This is a genomic window from Pseudomonas sp. ADAK21, from assembly GCF_012935735.1.
GTDB lineage: Bacteria > Pseudomonadota > Gammaproteobacteria > Pseudomonadales > Pseudomonadaceae > Aquipseudomonas > Aquipseudomonas proteolytica.
On record NZ_CP052857.1, the window covers coordinates 2,423,573 to 2,442,218 of the forward strand.

At 61.9% G+C, this 18,646-nt stretch carries 14 protein-coding genes; 12 read left to right on the forward strand and 2 right to left on the reverse strand.

The annotated features are described in order from the left end of the window. Positions 1–186: 186 nt before the first annotated feature. Entirely contained in the window at positions 187–621 is a 435-nt protein-coding gene (locus HKK57_RS10995) for a YkgJ family cysteine cluster protein (RefSeq protein ID WP_029295922.1), read from the reverse strand. A 240-nt stretch (positions 622–861) separates the two neighbouring features. On the opposite strand from HKK57_RS10995, the gene HKK57_RS11000 reads away from it, so the two are divergent. The 8 genes from HKK57_RS11000 (at position 862) to HKK57_RS11035 (ending at position 12,050) form a co-directional block, all read left to right on the forward strand. Further along, on the forward strand, positions 862–3,312 hold the full coding sequence (locus HKK57_RS11000; protein WP_029295924.1) for a glycogen/starch/alpha-glucan phosphorylase: 2,451 nt from the start codon (positions 862–864) through the stop codon (positions 3,310–3,312). Between the two features lie 160 nt (positions 3,313–3,472). Further along, entirely contained in the window at positions 3,473–6,544 is a 3,072-nt protein-coding gene (locus HKK57_RS11005) for a DUF2339 domain-containing protein (RefSeq protein ID WP_169390159.1), read from the forward strand. After that, positions 6,544–7,881 carry a DUF3999 domain-containing protein gene (locus HKK57_RS11010; protein WP_169391190.1) on the forward strand — a complete coding sequence of 446 codons (1,338 nt, stop codon included), beginning with the start codon at positions 6,544–6,546 and terminating at the stop codon, positions 7,879–7,881. The genes HKK57_RS11005 and HKK57_RS11010 overlap by 1 nt, the downstream gene beginning before the upstream one ends. A 114-nt stretch (positions 7,882–7,995) precedes the next feature. Then, on the forward strand, positions 7,996–9,006 hold the full coding sequence (locus HKK57_RS11015; protein ID WP_029295932.1) for a class 1 fructose-bisphosphatase: 1,011 nt from the start codon (positions 7,996–7,998) through the stop codon (positions 9,004–9,006). A 244-nt stretch (positions 9,007–9,250) separates the two neighbouring features. Then, positions 9,251–9,505 (forward strand): hypothetical protein, encoded by a 255-nt coding sequence (locus HKK57_RS11020; RefSeq protein WP_029295934.1) that lies wholly within the window; start codon positions 9,251–9,253, stop codon positions 9,503–9,505. 30 nt (positions 9,506–9,535) lie between these two features. Beyond that, the gene (locus tag HKK57_RS11025) at positions 9,536–10,105 is read left to right on the forward strand and encodes a lipocalin family protein (RefSeq protein ID WP_029295936.1); all 570 of its coding nucleotides are present in this window, start codon (positions 9,536–9,538) and stop codon (positions 10,103–10,105) included. Between the two features lie 173 nt (positions 10,106–10,278). After that, positions 10,279–11,127: an EamA family transporter gene (locus HKK57_RS11030; RefSeq protein ID WP_029295938.1), complete on the forward strand. Its 849-nt coding sequence runs from the start codon at positions 10,279–10,281 to the stop codon at positions 11,125–11,127. Then, positions 11,127–12,050 carry a LysR substrate-binding domain-containing protein gene (locus HKK57_RS11035; RefSeq protein WP_070995913.1) on the forward strand — a complete coding sequence of 308 codons (924 nt, stop codon included), beginning with the start codon at positions 11,127–11,129 and terminating at the stop codon, positions 12,048–12,050. The genes HKK57_RS11030 and HKK57_RS11035 overlap by 1 nt, the downstream gene beginning before the upstream one ends. Before the next feature lie 50 nt (positions 12,051–12,100). On the opposite strand, the gene HKK57_RS11040 is transcribed toward HKK57_RS11035, so the two are convergent. Next, the gene (locus HKK57_RS11040; RefSeq protein WP_070995912.1) at positions 12,101–13,465 is read right to left on the reverse strand and encodes a formimidoylglutamate deiminase; all 1,365 of its coding nucleotides are present in this window, start codon (positions 13,463–13,465) and stop codon (positions 12,101–12,103) included. 78 nt (positions 13,466–13,543) lie between these two features. On the opposite strand from HKK57_RS11040, the gene hutC reads away from it, so the two are divergent. The 4 genes from hutC to HKK57_RS11060 all read left to right on the forward strand — a co-directional run bounded on the left by hutC (position 13,544) and on the right by HKK57_RS11060 (position 18,593). Next, on the forward strand, positions 13,544–14,323 hold the full coding sequence (gene hutC, locus HKK57_RS11045; RefSeq protein WP_169851409.1) for a histidine utilization repressor: 780 nt from the start codon (positions 13,544–13,546) through the stop codon (positions 14,321–14,323). Next, positions 14,320–14,880: a HutD/Ves family protein gene (locus tag HKK57_RS11050; protein ID WP_104911395.1), complete on the forward strand. Its 561-nt coding sequence runs from the start codon at positions 14,320–14,322 to the stop codon at positions 14,878–14,880. The genes hutC and HKK57_RS11050 overlap by 4 nt, the downstream gene beginning before the upstream one ends. Positions 14,881–15,272: 392 nt before the next feature. Next, positions 15,273–16,958: a urocanate hydratase gene (gene hutU, locus HKK57_RS11055; protein WP_070995911.1), complete on the forward strand. Its 1,686-nt coding sequence runs from the start codon at positions 15,273–15,275 to the stop codon at positions 16,956–16,958. Positions 16,959–17,135: 177 nt separating this feature from the next. After that, complete coding sequence (locus HKK57_RS11060; RefSeq protein WP_104911396.1) at positions 17,136–18,593, forward strand: purine-cytosine permease family protein; 1,458 nt, start codon at positions 17,136–17,138, stop codon at positions 18,591–18,593. The last annotated feature ends 53 nt before the right edge of the window (positions 18,594–18,646 follow it).

Below are 18,646 nucleotides of genomic sequence, written 5' to 3' on the forward strand. Positions count from 1 at the left end.
TTCCGGCTGAATAAAAACGCCCCCGGTCGAAAGGCCGGGGGCGTTTTTTTATGCCTGCATATTTTGTGGTGGTTTGCCGGCCCCATCGCAGGCAAGCCAGCTCCCACATTTGAGGGTGTTCACAAATCAAACTGTGGGAGCTGGCTTGCCTGCGATGGGGCCCTCAAGAGCCCTGCAAAATCCGGATCAGAACTTGTCGAGGGTCTTGAACTTGGTCTCGCGCACCACTTCCTTGGGCTTGTACGCGCAATACCCCGGCCGTGGCCCGATCTTCGGGTGATTGCGGCAGGTATCCGGGCGCTTGTCATAAATAGTGCAGAAGCGCGTCTTACGATCCAGGTACAGGCAATCGTTGTTGCTCATGCGCTGCAGGGTAAAGATCTCGGACTTGGAGTTGAAACGCTCGACGATGCCTTCCTTCTGCAAGCGCTTGGCGATGTTCTTCGGCGGGTCGCCACGCTCGAATTCGTCGACGATGCCAATGCGGATCAAATCCTTGATCTTCACCTCAACCGGCAGGGTGCAGCAGTTGGACGTGCAGCCGCCGCACATGTGGCTGGAGTATTTCTGCCACGTTTCGAGACGGTCGAGTTCCGCGGCGGCGATCAGTTGAGGCTTCATCAGGTTTCCAAGAGGGGCTTTGTCCGGGCGCGCGATCATACCGGGATTGGTGATTTTTTGAACAATATTTTGCGGATTTCGGCTCAAAGGCTCCCGCCCGTCTCAAACGGGCACGGCCCCTGCATCTAAAACCTGCATGCGTGAATGAGTGAAAAAACTGCCGAACCGTCAGCCATGCCATGGGTCAGACCGTCTAGGCTCTAGGATTTCCCTTCTTCTATCTCGCCCGAGGTCGCACCGATGTCTCAGGAACCGCTTGTACGAGAAGCAGAGGTAGCCGCGTTTCGCGATGCTGTCTTGACCAAACTCACTTATGCGGTGGGCAAGGATCCCGATCACGCCTTTGACCACGATTGGTTCGAAGCCATTGCCCTGGCGGCGCGCGACCACATGGTCGACCACTGGATGGACCACACCCGGCGTATCTACCGGCGTGGGCAGAAGCGGGTGTATTACCTGTCCCTGGAATTCTTGATCGGTCGTTTGCTGTTTGACAGCCTGAGCAACCTCGGCCTGCTGGAGGTGGCGCGCGAAGCCCTTGGCGAGTTGGGTGTAGACCTGGAGCGCATTCGCCTGCTGGAGCCCGATGCGGCCCTGGGCAACGGTGGCCTGGGGCGCCTGGCCGCGTGCTTTATGGAAAGCATGTCGACCCTGGGCATTGCCGGCCATGGCTATGGCATTCGTTACGAACACGGGCTGTTTCGCCAGGCGATTGTCGATGGCTGGCAGCAGGAGCAGACCGAACGCTGGCTGGATTTCGGCAACCCCTGGGAGTTCGAGCGCGCCGAGGTGATCTACCCGATCGGCTTTGGCGGCAGCGTCGAGACTGTGCTGGATGCGTCCGGCAAGTCGATCCAGGTCTGGTCGCCCAATGAAACCGTGCGCGCCGTAGCCTACGACACCCCGGTGGTCGGCTGGCGTGGCGCCAGTGTGAACACCTTGCGCCTGTGGCGTGCGCGGGCCGTCGAAGACCTGCACTTGGAGCGCTTCAACGCCGGTGACCATTTGGGCGCCGTTGCCGAAGTGGCCCGTGCCGAAAGCATCTCAAGGGTGCTTTACCCGGCCGACAGCACCGAAGCAGGGCAGGAATTGCGCCTGCGCCAGGAATATTTCTTCGTCTCGGCCTCCCTGCAAGACCTGCTGCGTCGCCACAAAAACATGCACGGTTCGGTCCTGAGCCTGGGCGAGCACGCGGCCATCCAGCTCAATGACACGCACCCGTCCATCGCCGTGGCCGAGTTGATGCGCCAATTGGTCGACCTGCACGATATTGCCTGGGATGCGGCCTGGCAGGTCACCGTCGAAACGCTGTCCTACACCAACCACACCCTGCTCCCCGAAGCCCTGGAAACCTGGCCGGTGGGCCTGATGGAACGCATGCTGCCCCGGCACATGCAGATCATTTACCTGATCAATGCCCAGCACATTGATTCGCTGCGGGCCAAGGGCATTCACGACTTCGACGTCCTGCGCGCTGTCTCGCTGATCGAAGAAGACAACGGGCGCCGCGTGCGCATGGGCAACCTGGCGTTCCTGGGGTCCCACAGCGTCAACGGCGTCTCGGGATTGCATACGCAGCTGATGCGCAGCACGGTGTTTTCCGAACTGCACAAGCTCTACCCCGAGCGTATCAACAACAAGACCAACGGCATTACTTTCCGCCGCTGGCTGTTCCAGGCCAACCCCAAGCTTACCGCGATGCTGGTGGAGGCCCTGGGGCCGGACATTCTCGACAACATGGAACAGCGCCTGGTGGAGCTGGAAACCTTCGCCGAGAAAGACGCCTTTCGCAAAGCCTTCGCCGAGCAGCGCCTGCACAGCAAGCGGGTGCTTGCCGATATCATCCACGAGCGCCTGGGGATTTCGGTCAACCCGGCGGCGATGTTCGATGTGCAGGTCAAGCGTATCCACGAGTACAAGCGCCAATTGCTGAACCTGCTGCACACGGTCGCCCTGTACCAGGCGATTCGCGCCGAACCCGAAGTGGATTGGGTGCCGCGGGTGAAGATCTTCGCCGGCAAGGCGGCGGCCAGTTATCACCAGGCCAAGCTGATCATCAAGCTGACCAACGACATCGCCCGTACGGTGAACAACGACCCCACGGTGCGCGGCTTGCTCAAGGTCGTGTTCCTGCCCAACTACAACGTCAGCCTCGCCGAAAACATCATCCCGGCGGCGGACCTGTCGGAGCAGATCTCCACCGCCGGGTTCGAGGCCTCGGGCACCAGCAACATGAAGTTCGGTCTCAATGGCGCGCTGACCATCGGCACCATGGATGGCGCCAATGTGGAGATGCATGAGCGTATCGGCGGCGAGCACATGTTTATTTTCGGCCTCAGCGCCGAGCAGGTGGAAGCGCGTAAACAGGCCGGTGAGTTCAATGCCGGCCCTGATATCGCCGCATCCCACCGCTTGAACGACGTGCTGCAGGCGATTCGTGGCGGGGTGTTCTCGCCGGACGATCCGGGGCGCTATGTGGGGTTGATCGACTCGTTGATCGCCTATGACCGGTTCCTGGTGTGCGCCGATTTTGACGCCTACTGGGATGCCCAGGCGCGGGTCGAAGCCCATTGGCACGACACCAGGGAGTGGTGGCGTTCGGCGGTGCTCAATACTGCGCGCACGGGTTGGTTCTCGTCAGACCGAACCATCCGGGAATACGCCACCGAGATCTGGAAAGCCTTGGACTAGACCCCGCAGAACCCCCTGTAAGAGCGGCTTGTGTGGGAGCTCCCACACAAGCCAGCTCCTACACAAACCAGGTCCTACACAAGCCAGGTCCCACATTGGGATTGTGTCGATATACTGAGCGTCGGTTACGCCCGCTTCGGGCTGCTTAGGGATCTCGACCATGCAATGGATGTTCATGCTCATTGGCCTGGTGCTCGGCTGGGCGCTGGACGAGTCGTTCAGTGACGCAGCTTTCGGCGCGCTCCTGGGTTTGGGGATTGGCCAAGCCATTCGTCTGTCGAACCTTGGCAGCGCCTTGAAGGCTCTGGAGCAACGCCTGGCGATGCTGGAAAAGCCGCCGCAGGTCGAGCCGCCCATGGTCGAACCCGCGCCCGCCCCAGAACTGGTCTGGGAACTGCCCGCCGAACTGCAACCCACCTCTGCTGCCGAACCCAGCCCGCCGCTGCCGGACGACCTGTGGAAGCCGGCCGCTGCTGCACGCGAAGCTGAACCCCAGACCCCCCGTAGCCCCAACCTGATCGAACGGGCTATCCAGGGTGCGCGCAACTGGCTGCTGGGTGGCAACACCGTGCTGCGGGTTGGCGTGGTGCTGCTGTTCCTTGGCCTGGCATTTTTGCTGCGCTATGCCACCGAAGGCATGGTGGTGCCCATCGAGTTGCGCTACGCCGGTGTCGCCGCCTGCGCCCTGGGTTTACTGGGCCTGGGCTGGTGGCTGCGCGCGCGCAACGGCAATTACGCGCTGATCCTGCAAGGCACCGGCATCGCCGTGTTGTACCTGACGGTATTCGCCGCCATGCGTCTGCACCCTTTGCTCGACCCCGGCGCGGCGCTCGGCCTGCTGGTGGCTGTGACGCTGTTTTCGGCGATCCTCGCCATTACCCAGGACGCCATCGGCCTGGCCTGCGCCGCCGCCCTGGGCGGTTTCGCCGCGCCGATCCTGGCGTCCACCGGCGAGGGCAGCCATGTGGCGCTGTTCAGCTACTTCACCTTGCTCAACGTCGGCATCCTCGCCATTGCCTGGTTCAAGGCCTGGCGCCTGCTCAATGTGATTGGTTTTGCCGGCACCTTCGGCATCGGCTTTGCCTGGGGCATCCGCTCCTACACGCCGGAGTTGCTGTGGAGTACCGAGCCGTTCCTGATTGTGTTTTTCCTGATGTACCTGGCCATCGGCCTGTTGTTTGCGCGGCGCAAACTCCTGGAAATGCCCGACGCCCCGGCCGATGACAGCCGTGGTGCATTGCTGCGCTGGTCGGCGGCCAAGGGGGATTATGTGGATGGCGGCCTGCTGTTCGGGCCACCGCTTGTGGCGTTTGGCTTGCAGTTCACCCTGGTGCAGCACCTGGCATTCGCTCCGGCATTCAGCGCGTTGGCGTTGGGGATCATTTATATGGCGCTGGCGCGTGTGCTCAGTGGCGGGCGCACCGTATTGCTGGGCGAAACCTGCCTGGCCCTGGGCGTGATCTTCGCCAGCCTGGCGATCCCCCTGGGCCTGGATGCGCGCTGGACCGCCGCAGCTTGGGCGGTGGAAGGCGCGGGGATTCTCTGGCTCGGCCTGCGCCAGCAGCGGTTGTTGGCGCGCGCATTTGGCCTGTTGTTGCAACTGGGCTCGGCGCTGGCCTTTCTCAGTGAGTTGGACGTGGGCCAGCACACGCTGCTGGAAGGGGCGGCGCTGGGCGCGTTGCTGCTCGGCGTGGCGTTGCTGTTCAGCTTCCACCAACTGCGCAAGGCTGCGCATGGGCAGATCAGCCAGTGGGAGCGCAAGGGCTTGCCGGTCCTGGCGGGCCTGGGCCTGGGTTTTGTGTATCTGCTGGCACCGTTGCTGTTGGCCGAGCAGGGTACCGCGATCAGCTGGGCGCTGGCGGGGCTGGTCACTGTGTTTGTCGGCCTGCATATCGCTTCGCGCACGGTCCTGTTCTGCGCGCTCGGCGTGCAAGTGCTGGCGGGGGCATTGCTCACGTTGACGTCCTGGGGCACCGAGGAGCTGCCGGCGTTGCGTCATATCGGTTTCTGGGCGCCGATGCTGGTCGGGTTGGCCGCGTTTGTCGGTGCCTGGCGTTTGCAGGGCAGTGGCCAACGGCTCAAATTGCCCCACCTATCCCACGGCCTGCTGGCGTGGGGCGCTGCGTGGTGGGTGTTGGCGCTCAACCACGAATTGCTGCGCTTTACCCCGCCGGAGCTGCAAGCCACCTTTCTGTTGGCCGCGGCAGCGGCCAGCGCGGCGCTGTGGATGTTGCTGGCGTTGCGTCTGCGTTGGGCTGCGCTCGGGACCCTCTGCCTGTTGTTGATGCCAGCGGCGGCGCTGGTGCTGTTGGTGTCGTTGCATCGCTATTACCACCCGGCGGCCGAATTGGGCTGGCTGGCCTGGATTGCGGTGTTCGCCGTGCATTTTATCGCGCTGTGTTACTTGGCCGACTTGGCGGCGGCCAAGGCCCTGCGTGTCGCCCACGTGCTGGGCTGCTGGATGCTGATCGGCATGCTAGCCCTGGAGTTGCGCTACGGCCTGCTGGTGCTCTCGGTGCAATACAACGCCTGGCGCTGGCTGGGCTGGGCGATTTTCCCCAGCCTGTACCTGATAGCCGTTGCTGCACCGCGCCAATGGCCGTGGCCGGTATCTGCTTATCCGCGCGAATACCGCCTGCTGGCCGCGCTGCCGTTGGCCGTGCTGATGCTGGTGTGGTTCTGGCTGGCCAATATTTTCAGCGACGGTACCGCCAAGCCGTTGCCCTACATGCCATTGCTCAACCCCTTGGACCTTGGCCTGCTGTTTGCGCTGCTGGGTGTGTACCTGTGGGCGCGCAGCGCGGCGCCGCAACTGGGCGGCCGCACCCCCTGGATTGCCCAGGGGGTTGCCGGGGTTTCGCTGTTCGCCTTTTTCACCGCATTGGTGATGCGCACGGCGCACCACTGGGGCGGCGTACCGTTTCATCTGGATGCGTTGCTCGACTCCATGCTGGTGCAGGCCGGATTGTCGATTGTCTGGACCCTGATTGCCCTGGGCCTGATGATCGGTGGTCATCTGCGCAATCGCCGGGAGGTGTGGCTGGTCGGCGCGGTGCTGATTGGCGTGGTGGTCGCCAAGTTGTTCCTCGTCGAGCTGAGCAACCGTGGCGGGCTGGAGCGGATTGTGTCGTTTATCGGCGTGGGCGGGCTGTTGCTGGTGGTGGGTTATTTTGCCCCGTTGCCGCCCAAACGCGTTGAACCCGAGGTTCAAACCCAAGGAGCTTCCTCTTGATCGGCAAACTGAGTATTGCCCTGGTGGGCCTGTGCACCGCGCTATCGGTATGGGCCGCAGAAGCCCCCGCCGACTTCACCGCCCAAGTGCCGCTGGCGATCAGCGGCGAAGGGCCCTGGTATCGCTTGGAGTTGCCGCTGGCGGTGCAACTGAGCGCCCGCCAGGCCGATCTCAGTGACCTGCGGGTGTTCAACGCCGCCGGTGAGCCGCAGGCGTATGCATTGGTGCGTCAGTCGGCCGCCAGCGCAAAAAACCTGGCGAGGCTGAAGGGCTTCCCGCTGTACGCCGCCGACAACACCAGTGACAGCGCGCCCAGCGTGCGCGTGCAATCGAGTGCCACGGGCACCCTGGTGCAGGTGCAGCCGTCCAGCGAAGTGCCGGCCGGCGCGCAGGTGCGACGCGGCTGGTTGCTCGATGCCAGTGCCATCAAGGCGCCGTTGCAAAAGCTGATCCTCGACTGGTCCGCCGAGCACGACGGTTTCCAGCGTTTCAGCATCGAAGCCAGTGACGATTTGCAGCACTGGCGCTCCTGGGGCGAAGGGCAGTTGGCGCGCCTGGCGTTTGCCGACGATCGGGTTGAACTGCGTGAAGTGGCCTTGCCGGGGCAACCGGCGCGTTACCTGCGCCTGTTATGGCAAGGCCAGGCCGCGCCCGAGTTGACCTCCATTGAAGTGCAGAGCACCAGCAGCCTGCCGTTGTCGCTGGTGTGGTCCGAGCCATTGGCCGGCAGCTCCCTTGAAGCGGGGCAATATAGCTGGCAGCTGCCCGGGGCGTTGAATATTGAGCGGGTGCGCATCGAGTTACGCCAGCCCAACAGCCTGGCCCCGGTGGGTCTTGCCGGGCGCCAGGACAGTAAGCAGGCATGGCAGCCGTTAAGCCGCGGTTTGCTCTACCGATTGCCGCAGAACGGGCAAGAGATCACCCAGGATCAATTGCAGTTGCCGGGTTACCCGGTCCGCCAACTCAAGCTGGACGTAGACGAGCGGGGCGGTGGCCTGGGGCCGCAGGTGCCGGGGTTGAGTTTCGCCGTGCGGGCCACGCAGGTGGTGTTCCTGGCGCGGGGCGAACCGCCGTTTACCCTGGCGCTGGGCAACCCGTCGGCCAAGGCGGCGAACCTGCCGTTGACCACCCTGATTCCCGATTATCAGCCGCAGCGCCTCGCGGCGTTGGGCCAGGCCAGGGTCGATGGCGAGTGGCGCGCCATTTCGCCGGCCGCACCAAATGTCGCAGGTATGCCTTGGCAGACAATCGGCCTGTGGGCCGTATTGCTGCTGGGCGTAGCGGCACTCGGGGGCATGGCCTACAGTCTGTTGCGCAAGCCGCCGGCCAGGCCCTGAGCCGGGGCCTGCATGAACTCTGTCAGGGTTATCTCGTCTGATAGGAGGAAATGCGCCCCGACTCGCGCTAAACTGCGCGGGTTTTTAGCCCCCCCCCATTCTCCGGAGCCGTCCATGTCCCGCGTTACCCTGAGTCGCTATTTGATTGAGCAGACCCGCAGCAACAACACCCCTGCCGATCTGCGCTTCCTGATCGAAGTGGTGGCGCGTGCTTGCAAGGAAATCAGCCACGCCGTGTCCAAGGGCGCGCTGGGCGGCGTCCTGGGCAGCATGGGCACTGAAAACGTGCAAGGCGAAGTGCAGAAGAAGCTCGACGTGATTTCCAACGAAATCCTGCTCGAAGCCAACGAATGGGGCGGTCACCTGGCCGGCATGGCGTCCGAAGAAATGGACAACGCCTACCAGATCCCGGGCAAATACCCTAAAGGCGCGTACCTGCTGGTATTCGACCCGCTGGACGGCTCGTCGAACATCGACATCAACGCGCCAGTCGGCACCATCTTCTCCGTACTGCGTTGCCCGAACGAATACCTGAGCCAGAACGAAGCCCTGAACGAAAAGGCCTTCCTGCAGCCAGGCACCGAGCAGGTCGCCGCCGGTTATGCGATCTACGGCCCGCAGACCATGCTGGTGCTGACCCTGGGCGATGGCGTCAAGGGCTTTACCCTGGACCGTGAAATGGGCAGCTTCGTGCTGACCCACGAAGACATCTCCATTCCTGCCTCGACCCAGGAATTTGCGATCAACATGTCCAACCAGCGCCACTGGGAAGAACCGGTCAAGCGCTACGTCAACGAGTTGATGGAAGGCGAAGAAGGTCCGTTGAAGAAAAACTTCAACATGCGTTGGGTCGCTGCGATGGTTGCCGACGTACACCGCATCCTGACCCGTGGTGGCCTGTTCATGTACCCACGCGACAGCCGCGAGCCGTCCAAACCGGGCAAACTGCGCCTGATGTACGAAGCCAACCCGATGTCGTTCCTGGTCGAACAAGCTGGCGGTGCTTCCACCGACGGTCACCAGCGCATCCTCGACATCCAGCCTGAAGGCCTGCACCAGCGTGTGGCGGTGTTCCTGGGCTCCAAGGAAGAAGTGGCGCGCGTGACCGGTTACCACAAAGGTTAATGCTACCCCCTGTGGCGAGGGGGCTTGTCCCGCTGGGCTGCGAAGCAGCCCCCAAACCCACCCACTCGTTTTACCTGAAAGTACTCAGTGGCTTTATTGGGGCTGCTTCGCACCCCAGCGGGGGACAAGCCCCCTCGCCACAGGGGGCTTTTTTTGTTTTTGCCTTCCGGGAACCAGACCCCCCTTTTCCCTTCTAAGCTTCTGGCAGACCCCCACTGCTGCGTGTCCCTCCAGGAGCTCTACCATGTCGTTACGCCGTCTCGCACTCTTGTGCTTTTGCGTCCTATTGGCCGCTTGCAGCAAGGTCACCCAGGAAAACTACCAAAAGCTCTCGGCTGGCATGGCCAAGGCTGAAGTGGAGTCGTTGCTGGGTAAGCCCACCGATTGTTCCGGCGCGCTGGGCATGTCCAGTTGCACCTGGGGCGATAAAACCAGCTTTATCAGCGTGCAGTACGCCGGTGACAAAGTTCTGATGTTTTCCGGGCAAGGCCTGAAGTAAACCGGGGCGCAAGCCTGCGGGAGAAGAAGAATGATGCGTTTCGTTTTATACCTTTGCGCCAGCCTGTTTTTGGCAGGCTGCGCCAGCCATTCTGGCGATGATCTGCAACCCAAGACCGTCGGCAGCGTCAACCTCAAGCGTTACCAGGGCACCTGGTACGAGTTGGCCCGCCTGCCCATGTACTTCCAGCGTAACTGCGCGCAGTCCGAGGCCCGTTACTCCCTGCTGCCCGATGGCGACATGTCAGTGTTCAACCGCTGCCTGACCACCGAGTGGAAGTGGGAAGAAGCCAAGGGCACGGCCACGCCGCAAGTACCGGGCAAGACCGACAAGTTGTGGGTCGAATTCAATAACTGGTTCACCGCGCTGTTGCCGGGCGTGGCCAAGGGCGATTACTGGGTGTTGTACGTCAGCGACGACTACAAGACCGCCATCGTCGGCAGCCCGAGCCGGCGCTACATGTGGCTGCTGTCGCGCACGCCGACCGTCAGCGCCGACACCCGCGAAGACCTGCTCAGCAGGGCACGCCAGCAGGGTTACGACACCACGCGTTTGATCTGGCGTACGTCGGATAAGCAGATGAGCAAGACGTCGCAGTAATGCGAAATAGAAAGGGCGGGTTTTTTAATAAACCCGCCCTTTTTTTTGCCCGCAGGGTTTGACCGCGTCGGGAACCATGATGGATTTTGACGGCTGTGCTGATGAGGATTCGCTTCTGGTCAGCGCGCGAGGCTGAGTTTAATACCCGCCTTTTCCTCTGAACAGCCGACTCCATGGACAACTCCGATATTGCGGTCACTCTGGTCCTGATCTCCGCCTTTATGCACGCCACCTGGAACGCCGTTGTCCGGGCCGGCAGCAGTCGCTTCATGACCCTGGCCCTGGTCGATGGCACGGCATTGCTGATCTGTCTCGCGGCGTTGCCACTGGTCAATGTGCCGAGCTTGCAGGTTTGGGGTTATGTGCTGCTCTCGGTGGTGCTTAATACGATCTATCGCCTGTTTCTGATCAAGGCCTATGAAACGGGCGACTTCGGCCAGGTCTATCCGGTAATGCGCGGCGTACCGCCGGTACTGGTCGCGCTGTTTTCCTACTTTCTGCTGCACGAACACCTGTCTTTCCAGGCGCTGGCAGGTGTGTTGTTGATTTGCCTGGGGATCATCAGCCTGACGTTTGTGCGCAGGATGACGACGCTGATGCTCCGGCCGATCCTGATGGCGGTGGGCGCGGGAGTGTTTATTGCGTCTTACACGGTGGTGGACGCCAAGGGTGTAAGAGCCAGTGAGACGGTGCTGCAATACATCATTTACCTGACGGTGTTCCAGAGTATTCCAATCCCGTTGCTGGCGTTTCTCAAGGCGCGTACGCAGTTTGTCCAGGCGATTGGCCGTCAGTGGCGGGTGGGCATGCTGGGCGGGGTTTTTTACCTGGCGTCCTACGGCCTGGTGTTGTTCGCGCTGTCCTTGGACGCGGTGGCCAAGGTCTCAGCACTGCGGGAAACCAGTGTTATCATCGGCGCCATTATTGCTGCACTGTTCTTTCGTGAGCGGTTCGGCTGGCGGCGGACGCTTTCGGCGCTGGTGATTGTTTGCGGGATCATCCTGATCAAAGTGAGCACCTGATGGCCCAGCGCCCGCCACCGACTCCTATGCTTCAAGCCTTTGTCAGCGCTGCGCAATGTGGCAGCTTTGCGCGTGCGGCGTCTGAACTCAACCTCACAGCCAGTGCCATCAGCCATCAGATTGCGGGCCTGGAAGCGTGGTGGGACGTGCAGTTGTTCGAGCGCCACTCGCGGGGCGTCACGCTGACTGAAGCGGGGCAGGCCTTGCTGCCGGTGACCGCTGGATTTTTCCGCGAGCTGGATGGCGTGCTGCACTCCCTGCGCCCGGACACACCTCAACCGCTGTACCTTTCGTGTACCTCGTCCCTCTGCTCGACATGGCTGATCCCCAGGCTGCACGGCTCGCATACCGAGGCCTCGTTCAACCTGGACCTGATGTTGACCAGTACGGATAACCTGGGCGCCCATCAATACGACGTAGCCGTGGTGATGGGGTACGGCGACTATCCGGAGCATCACGTCGAACTGCTGATGCGTGATGCGGTATTCCCCGTCTGCTCCCCAGAGTTTGTGCGGGGCAATGGCGATATTTCGCTGGAGGATATCGCCCGGCACCCGCTAATCCACCGGGTCGACGATCAAGTGTGCCCGGGCTGGGAAAGCTGGTTTGCGTTCCAGGCACTGGCGGCTCCACCGTATCACCGTGGCCCGCGATTTCCGGATTCCAGCCAGGCTATCAGCCTGGCGGCAAAAGGCAGTGGGATTGCCCTGGGCAGGACGGCGCTGGTGTATGACGCGCTGAAAGAGGGGAGCCTGCTGGCGTTGAACGGTCCGGTGATGATGTCGCCGGCGGCGTACTACATCATTTGTCGAAACGGGCGACAGTCTGAGCCGGATATCGCCCGGCTATTTGCTTGGCTCAAGGCGACTGCCGATGAGTTTGTGGGAGAAGTCCGCGAGCAGTGTCCGCAAATCTGTAGCTGAAGCGGTCCATGTCGGAGCTGGCAAACCAGCTCCTTCAGTGGGATGTACTGTTAGGACAGTAGGTCTCTAAGAACCTGCGTGAAGGCCCGGCTGCTTTCTTCCTCGCCAGCATGCCGCCCATCGCGTACCACCCACTGGCCATTGACCAGCACATCACGCACTTGCCGATCACCCCCGGCGAACAGCCAGCGATTGAGAATCCCGTCTTCACTGGCCGTCGCCAGGTACGGATCGTTGCCGTCCAGCACCAGCCAGTCGGCGCGCTTGCCCACTTCCAGGCGGCCAATCGGCTGGCCCAGGGCCTGGGCGCCGCCGTCGAGGGCGGCGTCGAACAACGTACGCCCGACCATCGGTTGATCGCTGCGATACAGCCGGTTACGCCGCTGGTCGCGCAGGCGCTGGCCGTATTCCAGCCAGCGCAGTTCCTCGACCACGCTCAATGACACATGGCTGTCTGAGCCAATCCCCATGCGCCCGCCCTGGGCCAGGAAGTCCACCGCCGGGAAAATCCCGTCGCCCAGGTTGGCTTCAGTGGTCAGGCACAACCCAGCAATCGCTCGGCTCTGGGCCATCAGCGTCACTTCTTCAGGGTTGGCGTGGGTGGCGTGCACCAGGCACCAACGCTGGTCGACTTCGACATTGTCATACAGCCATTGCAGCGGGCGCTTGCCGCTCCAGGCCAGGCAGTCATCGACTTCCTTTTGCTGTTCGGCGATGTGGATATGCACCGGGCAGGCCTGGTCACTGGCGGCCAGGACTGCGCTGATCTGTTGCGGCGTTACCGCGCGCAATGAGTGGAAACACAGGCCCAGTTGCTGCGCCGGTTGCGCGGCCACTATCGGTTGCAAACGCGCTTGCAGGTCCAGGTAGTTTTCGGTGCTGTTGATAAACCGCCGCTGGCCTTCGTTCGGCGCCTGGCCGCCAAAGCCCGAGTGGCTGTACAGCACCGGCAGCAACGTCAGGCCGATCCCGCTGCTGGCCGCCGCCAGGCTGATCTGGCGTGACAGTTCGGTGGGGTCGGCGTACGGCTGGCCGCTGACATCGTGATGTACATAGTGGAACTCGGCGACCGAGGTGTAGCCGGCCTTGAGCATTTCGATATACAGCTGGCGGGCGATGATTTGCAGTTGCTCGGGGCTGATCTGGCCGACCATGCGGTACATCAGGTCGCGCCAGGTCCAGAAGCTGTCATTGGGGTTGCCGGCGACTTCCGCCAGCCCTGCCATAGCCCGCTGGAATGCATGGGAATGCAGGTTCGGCATGCCTGGCAACAACGGGCCTCTGAGCCGTTCGGCGCCGTCTGCGCTGGCATTGGCCGTTACGTTGGTCAGCAGGCCGTCGGCGCTGACTTCAAGACGTACATCAGTGGCCCATCCATTAGGCAGCAGCGCGCGTTCGGCAAAGAAAGCGGACATGATCAAGGCACCCCGGTCGTGTGTTTATTTGTATATACATATACAGACGTTTGCCTGCTCGGTAAACTCCGGCAATCTATGCATCTTTTCCCCCTGCAAGGATTCCCCGTGCCGACTCCGCCCGCCAAGTCCCCGCTGGCTGCCCACATGGACGAAAGTCCGGCGCCCTTGTATGCCCGCGTCAAGCAGATGATCAGCCAGCAGATTCTCAACGGCAACTGGCCGCCGCACTATCGCGTGCCGTCGGAAAGCGAGTTGGTCAACCAACTGGGCTTCAGCCGTATGACCATCAACCGGGCGCTGCGGGAGCTGACCGCCGAAGGTCTGCTGGTGCGCATGCAAGGCGTCGGCACCTTCGTCGCCGAGCCCAAGAGCCAGTCGGCGCTGTTCGAGGTGCATAACATCGCCGATGAGATCGCCTCCCGCGGCCACCGCCACACTTGCAAAGTCATTACCCTGGGCGAAGAGGCCGCTGGCTCCGAACGTGCCGTGGCCCTGGAGATGCGTGAAGGCGGGCGGGTGTTCCACTCGTTGATCGTGCACTACGAAAACGATATCCCGGTGCAAATCGAAGACCGCTTCGTCAACGCCCTGGTCGCCCCCGAATACCTGCAACAGGATTTCACCCAGCAAACCCCCTATGCCTATCTCAACCAGGTGGCACCGCTGACCGAGGGTGAGCATGTGGTGGAAGCGATTCTGGCCGACGCACAGGAGTGCAAGCTGCTGCAGATCGAGGCCGGCGAGCCATGCCTGTTGATTCGTCGGCGCACTTGGTCCGGCCGCCAGCCGGTGACCGCTGCGCGTCTGATCCACCCCGGCTCCCGTCATAGCCTCGAAGGACGTTTCAGCAAATGAATGCAGTAAAGGTCTGGCGTGCTGCCGATTACGTGCGTATGCCGTGGAAGAACGGTGGCGGCAGCACCGAAGAAATCACCCGTGACGCCGGCCATGGCCTCGACGGCTTTGGCTGGCGCCTGTCGATTGCCGATATCGGCGAATCAGGCGGCTTTTCCACGTTTGCCGGGTATCAGCGGGTCATCACCGTGATCCAGGGCGCGGGCATGGTGCTGACAGTGGACGGTGAGGAGCAGCGCGGGTTGTTACCGCTGCAACCGTTTGCCTTCAGCGGTGAAAGCCAGGTGGCGTGCCGTCTGATCACCGGGCCGATCCGCGATTTCAACCTGATCTATTCGCCCCAGCGTTACCACGCGCGTTTGCAGTGGGTGGATGGTGTGCAGCAGTTTTTCAGCACCGCGCACACCGTGCTGGTGTTCAGTGTGGCGGATGAGGTGAAGGTGCTGGGCGAAGTGCTGGGGCATCATGATTGTTTGCAGGTGGACGGTAACACTGGGCTGCTGGACATTGCAGTAACTGGCCGCTGCTGCATCATCGAACTGACCGCACGCGCTTAAAAATGTGGGAGCTGGCTTGCCTGCGATAGCAATGTGTCTGACGCATCGCAATCGCAGGCAAGCCAGCTCCCACATGGGTTATGTATTAGCTACAAAATCTGTTTCCAGTCCCGCACCAAGTTGTTACCGAATGCCCCAGCATGGCGCAATGCCCTGCTTCAGTAGCAATCCCCCGGCACTTCAAAACCCCTCTGTAAGAAATTTCATCAAGCCCAGAAGCCTTGTTTTCCGGGGCTTACACGCACCCCACAAGAAAATCTTAGGCACATGGTGCAGAAGTTGGCCGCTTGATTGCATATGCTTGTATGTACAAGTAAAGGTGTGTGCATAAGAGTCGCTGGACATCCTCTTCGCACCATCGTGTTCGCGCATCGATTGCTGAGGAGTTTTTTGTGACTGACTTTTCCCAGAACAAGCCTACCAAGTACCGCGACGTTGAAATCCGCGCCGCCCGTGGCAACACACTTACCGCCAAAAGCTGGCTGACTGAAGCACCGCTGCGCATGCTGATGAACAACCTCGACCCGCAAGTGGCCGAGAACCCCAAAGAGCTGGTGGTATACGGTGGCATCGGCCGCGCGGCGCGTAACTGGGAGTGCTACGACCAGATCGTCGAAAGCCTCACCCACCTGAACGACGACGAAACCCTGCTGGTGCAATCCGGCAAGCCGGTGGGCGTGTTCAAGACGCACAGCAACGCGCCCCGCGTACTGATCGCCAACTCCAACCTGGTGCCGCACTGGGCCAGTTGGGAACACTTCAACGAACTGGATGCCAAGGGCCTGGCCATGTACGGCCAGATGACCGCCGGCAGCTGGATCTACATCGGCAGCCAGGGCATCGTCCAGGGCACCTACGAAACCTTCGTTGAGGCTGGTCGCCAGCATTACGACAGCAACCTCAAAGGCCGTTGGGTGCTCACCGCCGGCCTCGGCGGCATGGGCGGTGCCCAGCCTCTGGCCGCGACCCTGGCCGGCGCGTGCTCGCTGAACATTGAATGCCAGCAGGTCAGCATCGACTTCCGCTTGAACAGCCGCTATGTCGACGAACAAGCCACCGACCTCGACGACGCCCTGGCGCGCATTGCCAAGTACACCAAGGAAGGCAAGGCCATCTCCATCGCCCTGCTGGGCAACGCTGCCGAAATTCTCCCGGAACTGGTCAAGCGCGGCGTGCGCCCGGACATGGTCACCGACCAGACCAGCGCCCACGACCCGCTCAATGGCTACCTGCCAGCCGGCTGGACCTGGGACGAGTACCGCGCCCGCGCCAAGACCGAGCCCGCCGCCGTGATCAAGGCGGCCAAACAGTCGATGGCCGTGCACGTCAAAGCGATGCTCGAGTTCCAGAAACAAGGCATTCCGACCTTCGACTACGGCAACAACATCCGTCAGATGGCACAAGAAGAGGGCGTAGAAAATGCCTTCGACTTCCCGGGTTTTGTGCCGGCCTACATCCGTCCGTTGTTCTGCCGTGGCATCGGCCCGTTCCGTTGGGCGGCACTGTCGGGCGACCCGCAAGATATCTACAAGACCGACGCCAAGGTCAAAGAGCTGATCCCCGACGACGCCCACCTGCACAACTGGCTGGACATGGCCCGCGAGCGCATCAGTTTCCAGGGCCTGCCGGCGCGCATCTGCTGGGTCGGCCTGGGCCAACGCGCCAAGCTTGGCCTGGCATTCAACGAGATGGTGCGCAGCGGCGAGCTGTCGGCGCCGGTGGTGATCGGCCGTGACCACCTGGACTCCGGTTCGGTGGCCAGCCCCAACCGCGAAACCGAATCCATGCAGGACGGTTCCGATGCCGTGTCCGACTGGCCTCTGCTCAATGCCCTGCTCAATACCGCCAGCGGTGCGACCTGGGTTTCGCTGCACCACGGTGGCGGCGTAGGCATGGGCTTCTCCCAGCATTCGGGGATGGTGATTGTCTGCGACGGTACCGACGAAGCCGCCGAGCGGATTGCCCGCGTGCTGCACAACGACCCGGCCACTGGGGTAATGCGCCACGCCGATGCGGGCTATCAGATCGCTATCGACTGCGCCAAGGAGCAGGGCCTCAACCTCCCGATGATCAAGTAGCGCCTGGCTCGGTTCCTGTGGGAGCCGGGCTTGCCCGCGATGGCATCACTGTGGTCTGCCTGACAGACCGAGTTGTGCGTATCGCAGGCAAGCCAGCTCCCACATTTGACCTGCTGTGTACACAAGACATGTTTTATCCGCGTCACCGAATAACAATCCATTAGAGGTTGAACCCCCATGGCTGCAAAAGACGCACGTGCAAGCTCCACCCCGTTGATCGAAAGGCGTTCGATCGACTACATCCCGGAAGCGGAAAGACACGGTCGTCTATTTAGCCAGTTCACCCTCTGGATGGGGGCCAACCTGCAGATCACCGCGATTGTCACCGGGGCCCTGGCCGTGGTGTTGGGCGGTGATGTGTTCTGGTCGTTGATCGGTCTGTTGATCGGCCAACTGCTGGGCGGCGCGGTGATGGCATTGCATGCGGCGCAAGGACCACGGCTTGGCCTGCCGCAGATGATCTCCAGCCGGGTGCAGTTCGGGGTATATGGCGCGGCCATTCCGATGGTGCTGGTGTGTTTGATGTACCTGGGGTTCACCGCCACCGGCACCGTGCTTTCCGGCCAGGCACTGGGCCAGTTGTTCGGGGTCAGTGACAGCCTCGGCATCCTTATCTTTGCCAGTGTCATCGTGCTGGTCACGGTGCTCGGTTATCGGGTGATCCATTTCATCGGCCGTGTCGCCAGCGTCATTGGGGTGATTGCCTTTGTCTACCTGTTCAGCCGCCTGATGAGCCAGACCGATGTTGGCGCACTCCTGCAAATCCGCCACTTCAGTTGGTCCAGCTTCCTGCTCGCGGTGTCGCTTGCGGCCTCCTGGCAGATCGCCTTCGGGCCCTATGTGGCTGACTACTCACGCTACCTGCCGAGCAACACGTCTTCGGTGAAAACCTTTCTGGCCGCAGGCGCAGGCTCGGTCATTGGTGCGCAGGTGGCGATGATCCTCGGGGTGTTTGCCGCCGCCATGTCCAACGGGCAATTTGCCGGTAACGAAGTGGCCTACATCGTGGGCCTGGGCGGCACCGGTGCTACAGCGGCGCTGCTGTACTTCAGCATCGCGTTCGGCAAGGTCACCATCTCCACGCTCAATTCCTACGGCAGCTTCATGTGTATTGCGACCATCGTCAGCGGTTTTCGTGGGCGCATGGAGGTGACGCGTGTGCAGCGCCTGGTTTTCGTGCTGTTGATCGTCGGCGCGGCGACCCTGATCGCGTTGCTCGGCCAGCACTCGTTCCTCAGTGCGTTCAAGTCCTTCATCCTGTTTTTGCTGGCGTTCTTTACGCCATGGAGTGCAATCAACCTGGTGGACTACTACTGCATCACCCGCGATCGCTATGACGTGCCGGCGCTGGCCGATCCGAACGGTCGCTATGGCCGCTGGAACCCGCTGGGTATCAGCGTGTATGTGTTCGGTGTGCTGGTGCAGTTGCCGTTCATCGCCACCAAGTTCTACACCGGCCCCCTGGTGGCCAGCCTGGGGGGTGTGGATATTTCCTGGATCATCGGCCTGGTACTGCCTGCCGCCCTGTATTACGTGTGTGCAAAAAAATGGCACGGCGAGATTCCGCAGCGACTGATCCTGCCGGTAGAGCAGGGCGCTACACCAACAACAACCGGGCAGCTTGCACAAGCCTGATGGGACGTGGACGAGGCAGGATGCCTTTTGACTGCCGTAATCCATTTCATGAT

Bases quoted from the DNA above. Each gene is read 5' to 3' on its own strand.
- HKK57_RS10995 (WP_029295922.1), bottom strand. From the start codon at position 621: ATGAAGCCTCAACTGATCGCCGCCGCGGAACTCGACCGTCTCGAAACG.
- HKK57_RS11000 (WP_029295924.1), top strand. From the start codon at position 862: ATGTCTCAGGAACCGCTTGTACGAGAAGCAGAGGTAGCCGCGTTTCGC.
- HKK57_RS11005 (WP_169390159.1), top strand. From the start codon at position 3,473: ATGCAATGGATGTTCATGCTCATTGGCCTGGTGCTCGGCTGGGCGCTG.
- HKK57_RS11015 (WP_029295932.1), top strand. From the start codon at position 7,996: ATGTCCCGCGTTACCCTGAGTCGCTATTTGATTGAGCAGACCCGCAGC.
- HKK57_RS11020 (WP_029295934.1), top strand. From the start codon at position 9,251: ATGTCGTTACGCCGTCTCGCACTCTTGTGCTTTTGCGTCCTATTGGCC.
- HKK57_RS11025 (WP_029295936.1), top strand. From the start codon at position 9,536: ATGATGCGTTTCGTTTTATACCTTTGCGCCAGCCTGTTTTTGGCAGGC.
- HKK57_RS11030 (WP_029295938.1), top strand. From the start codon at position 10,279: ATGGACAACTCCGATATTGCGGTCACTCTGGTCCTGATCTCCGCCTTT.
- HKK57_RS11035 (WP_070995913.1), top strand. From the start codon at position 11,127: ATGGCCCAGCGCCCGCCACCGACTCCTATGCTTCAAGCCTTTGTCAGC.
- HKK57_RS11040 (WP_070995912.1), bottom strand. From the start codon at position 13,465: ATGTCCGCTTTCTTTGCCGAACGCGCGCTGCTGCCTAATGGATGGGCC.
- hutC (WP_169851409.1), top strand. From the start codon at position 13,544: ATGCATCTTTTCCCCCTGCAAGGATTCCCCGTGCCGACTCCGCCCGCC.
- HKK57_RS11050 (WP_104911395.1), top strand. From the start codon at position 14,320: ATGAATGCAGTAAAGGTCTGGCGTGCTGCCGATTACGTGCGTATGCCG.
- HKK57_RS11060 (WP_104911396.1), top strand. From the start codon at position 17,136: ATGGCTGCAAAAGACGCACGTGCAAGCTCCACCCCGTTGATCGAAAGG.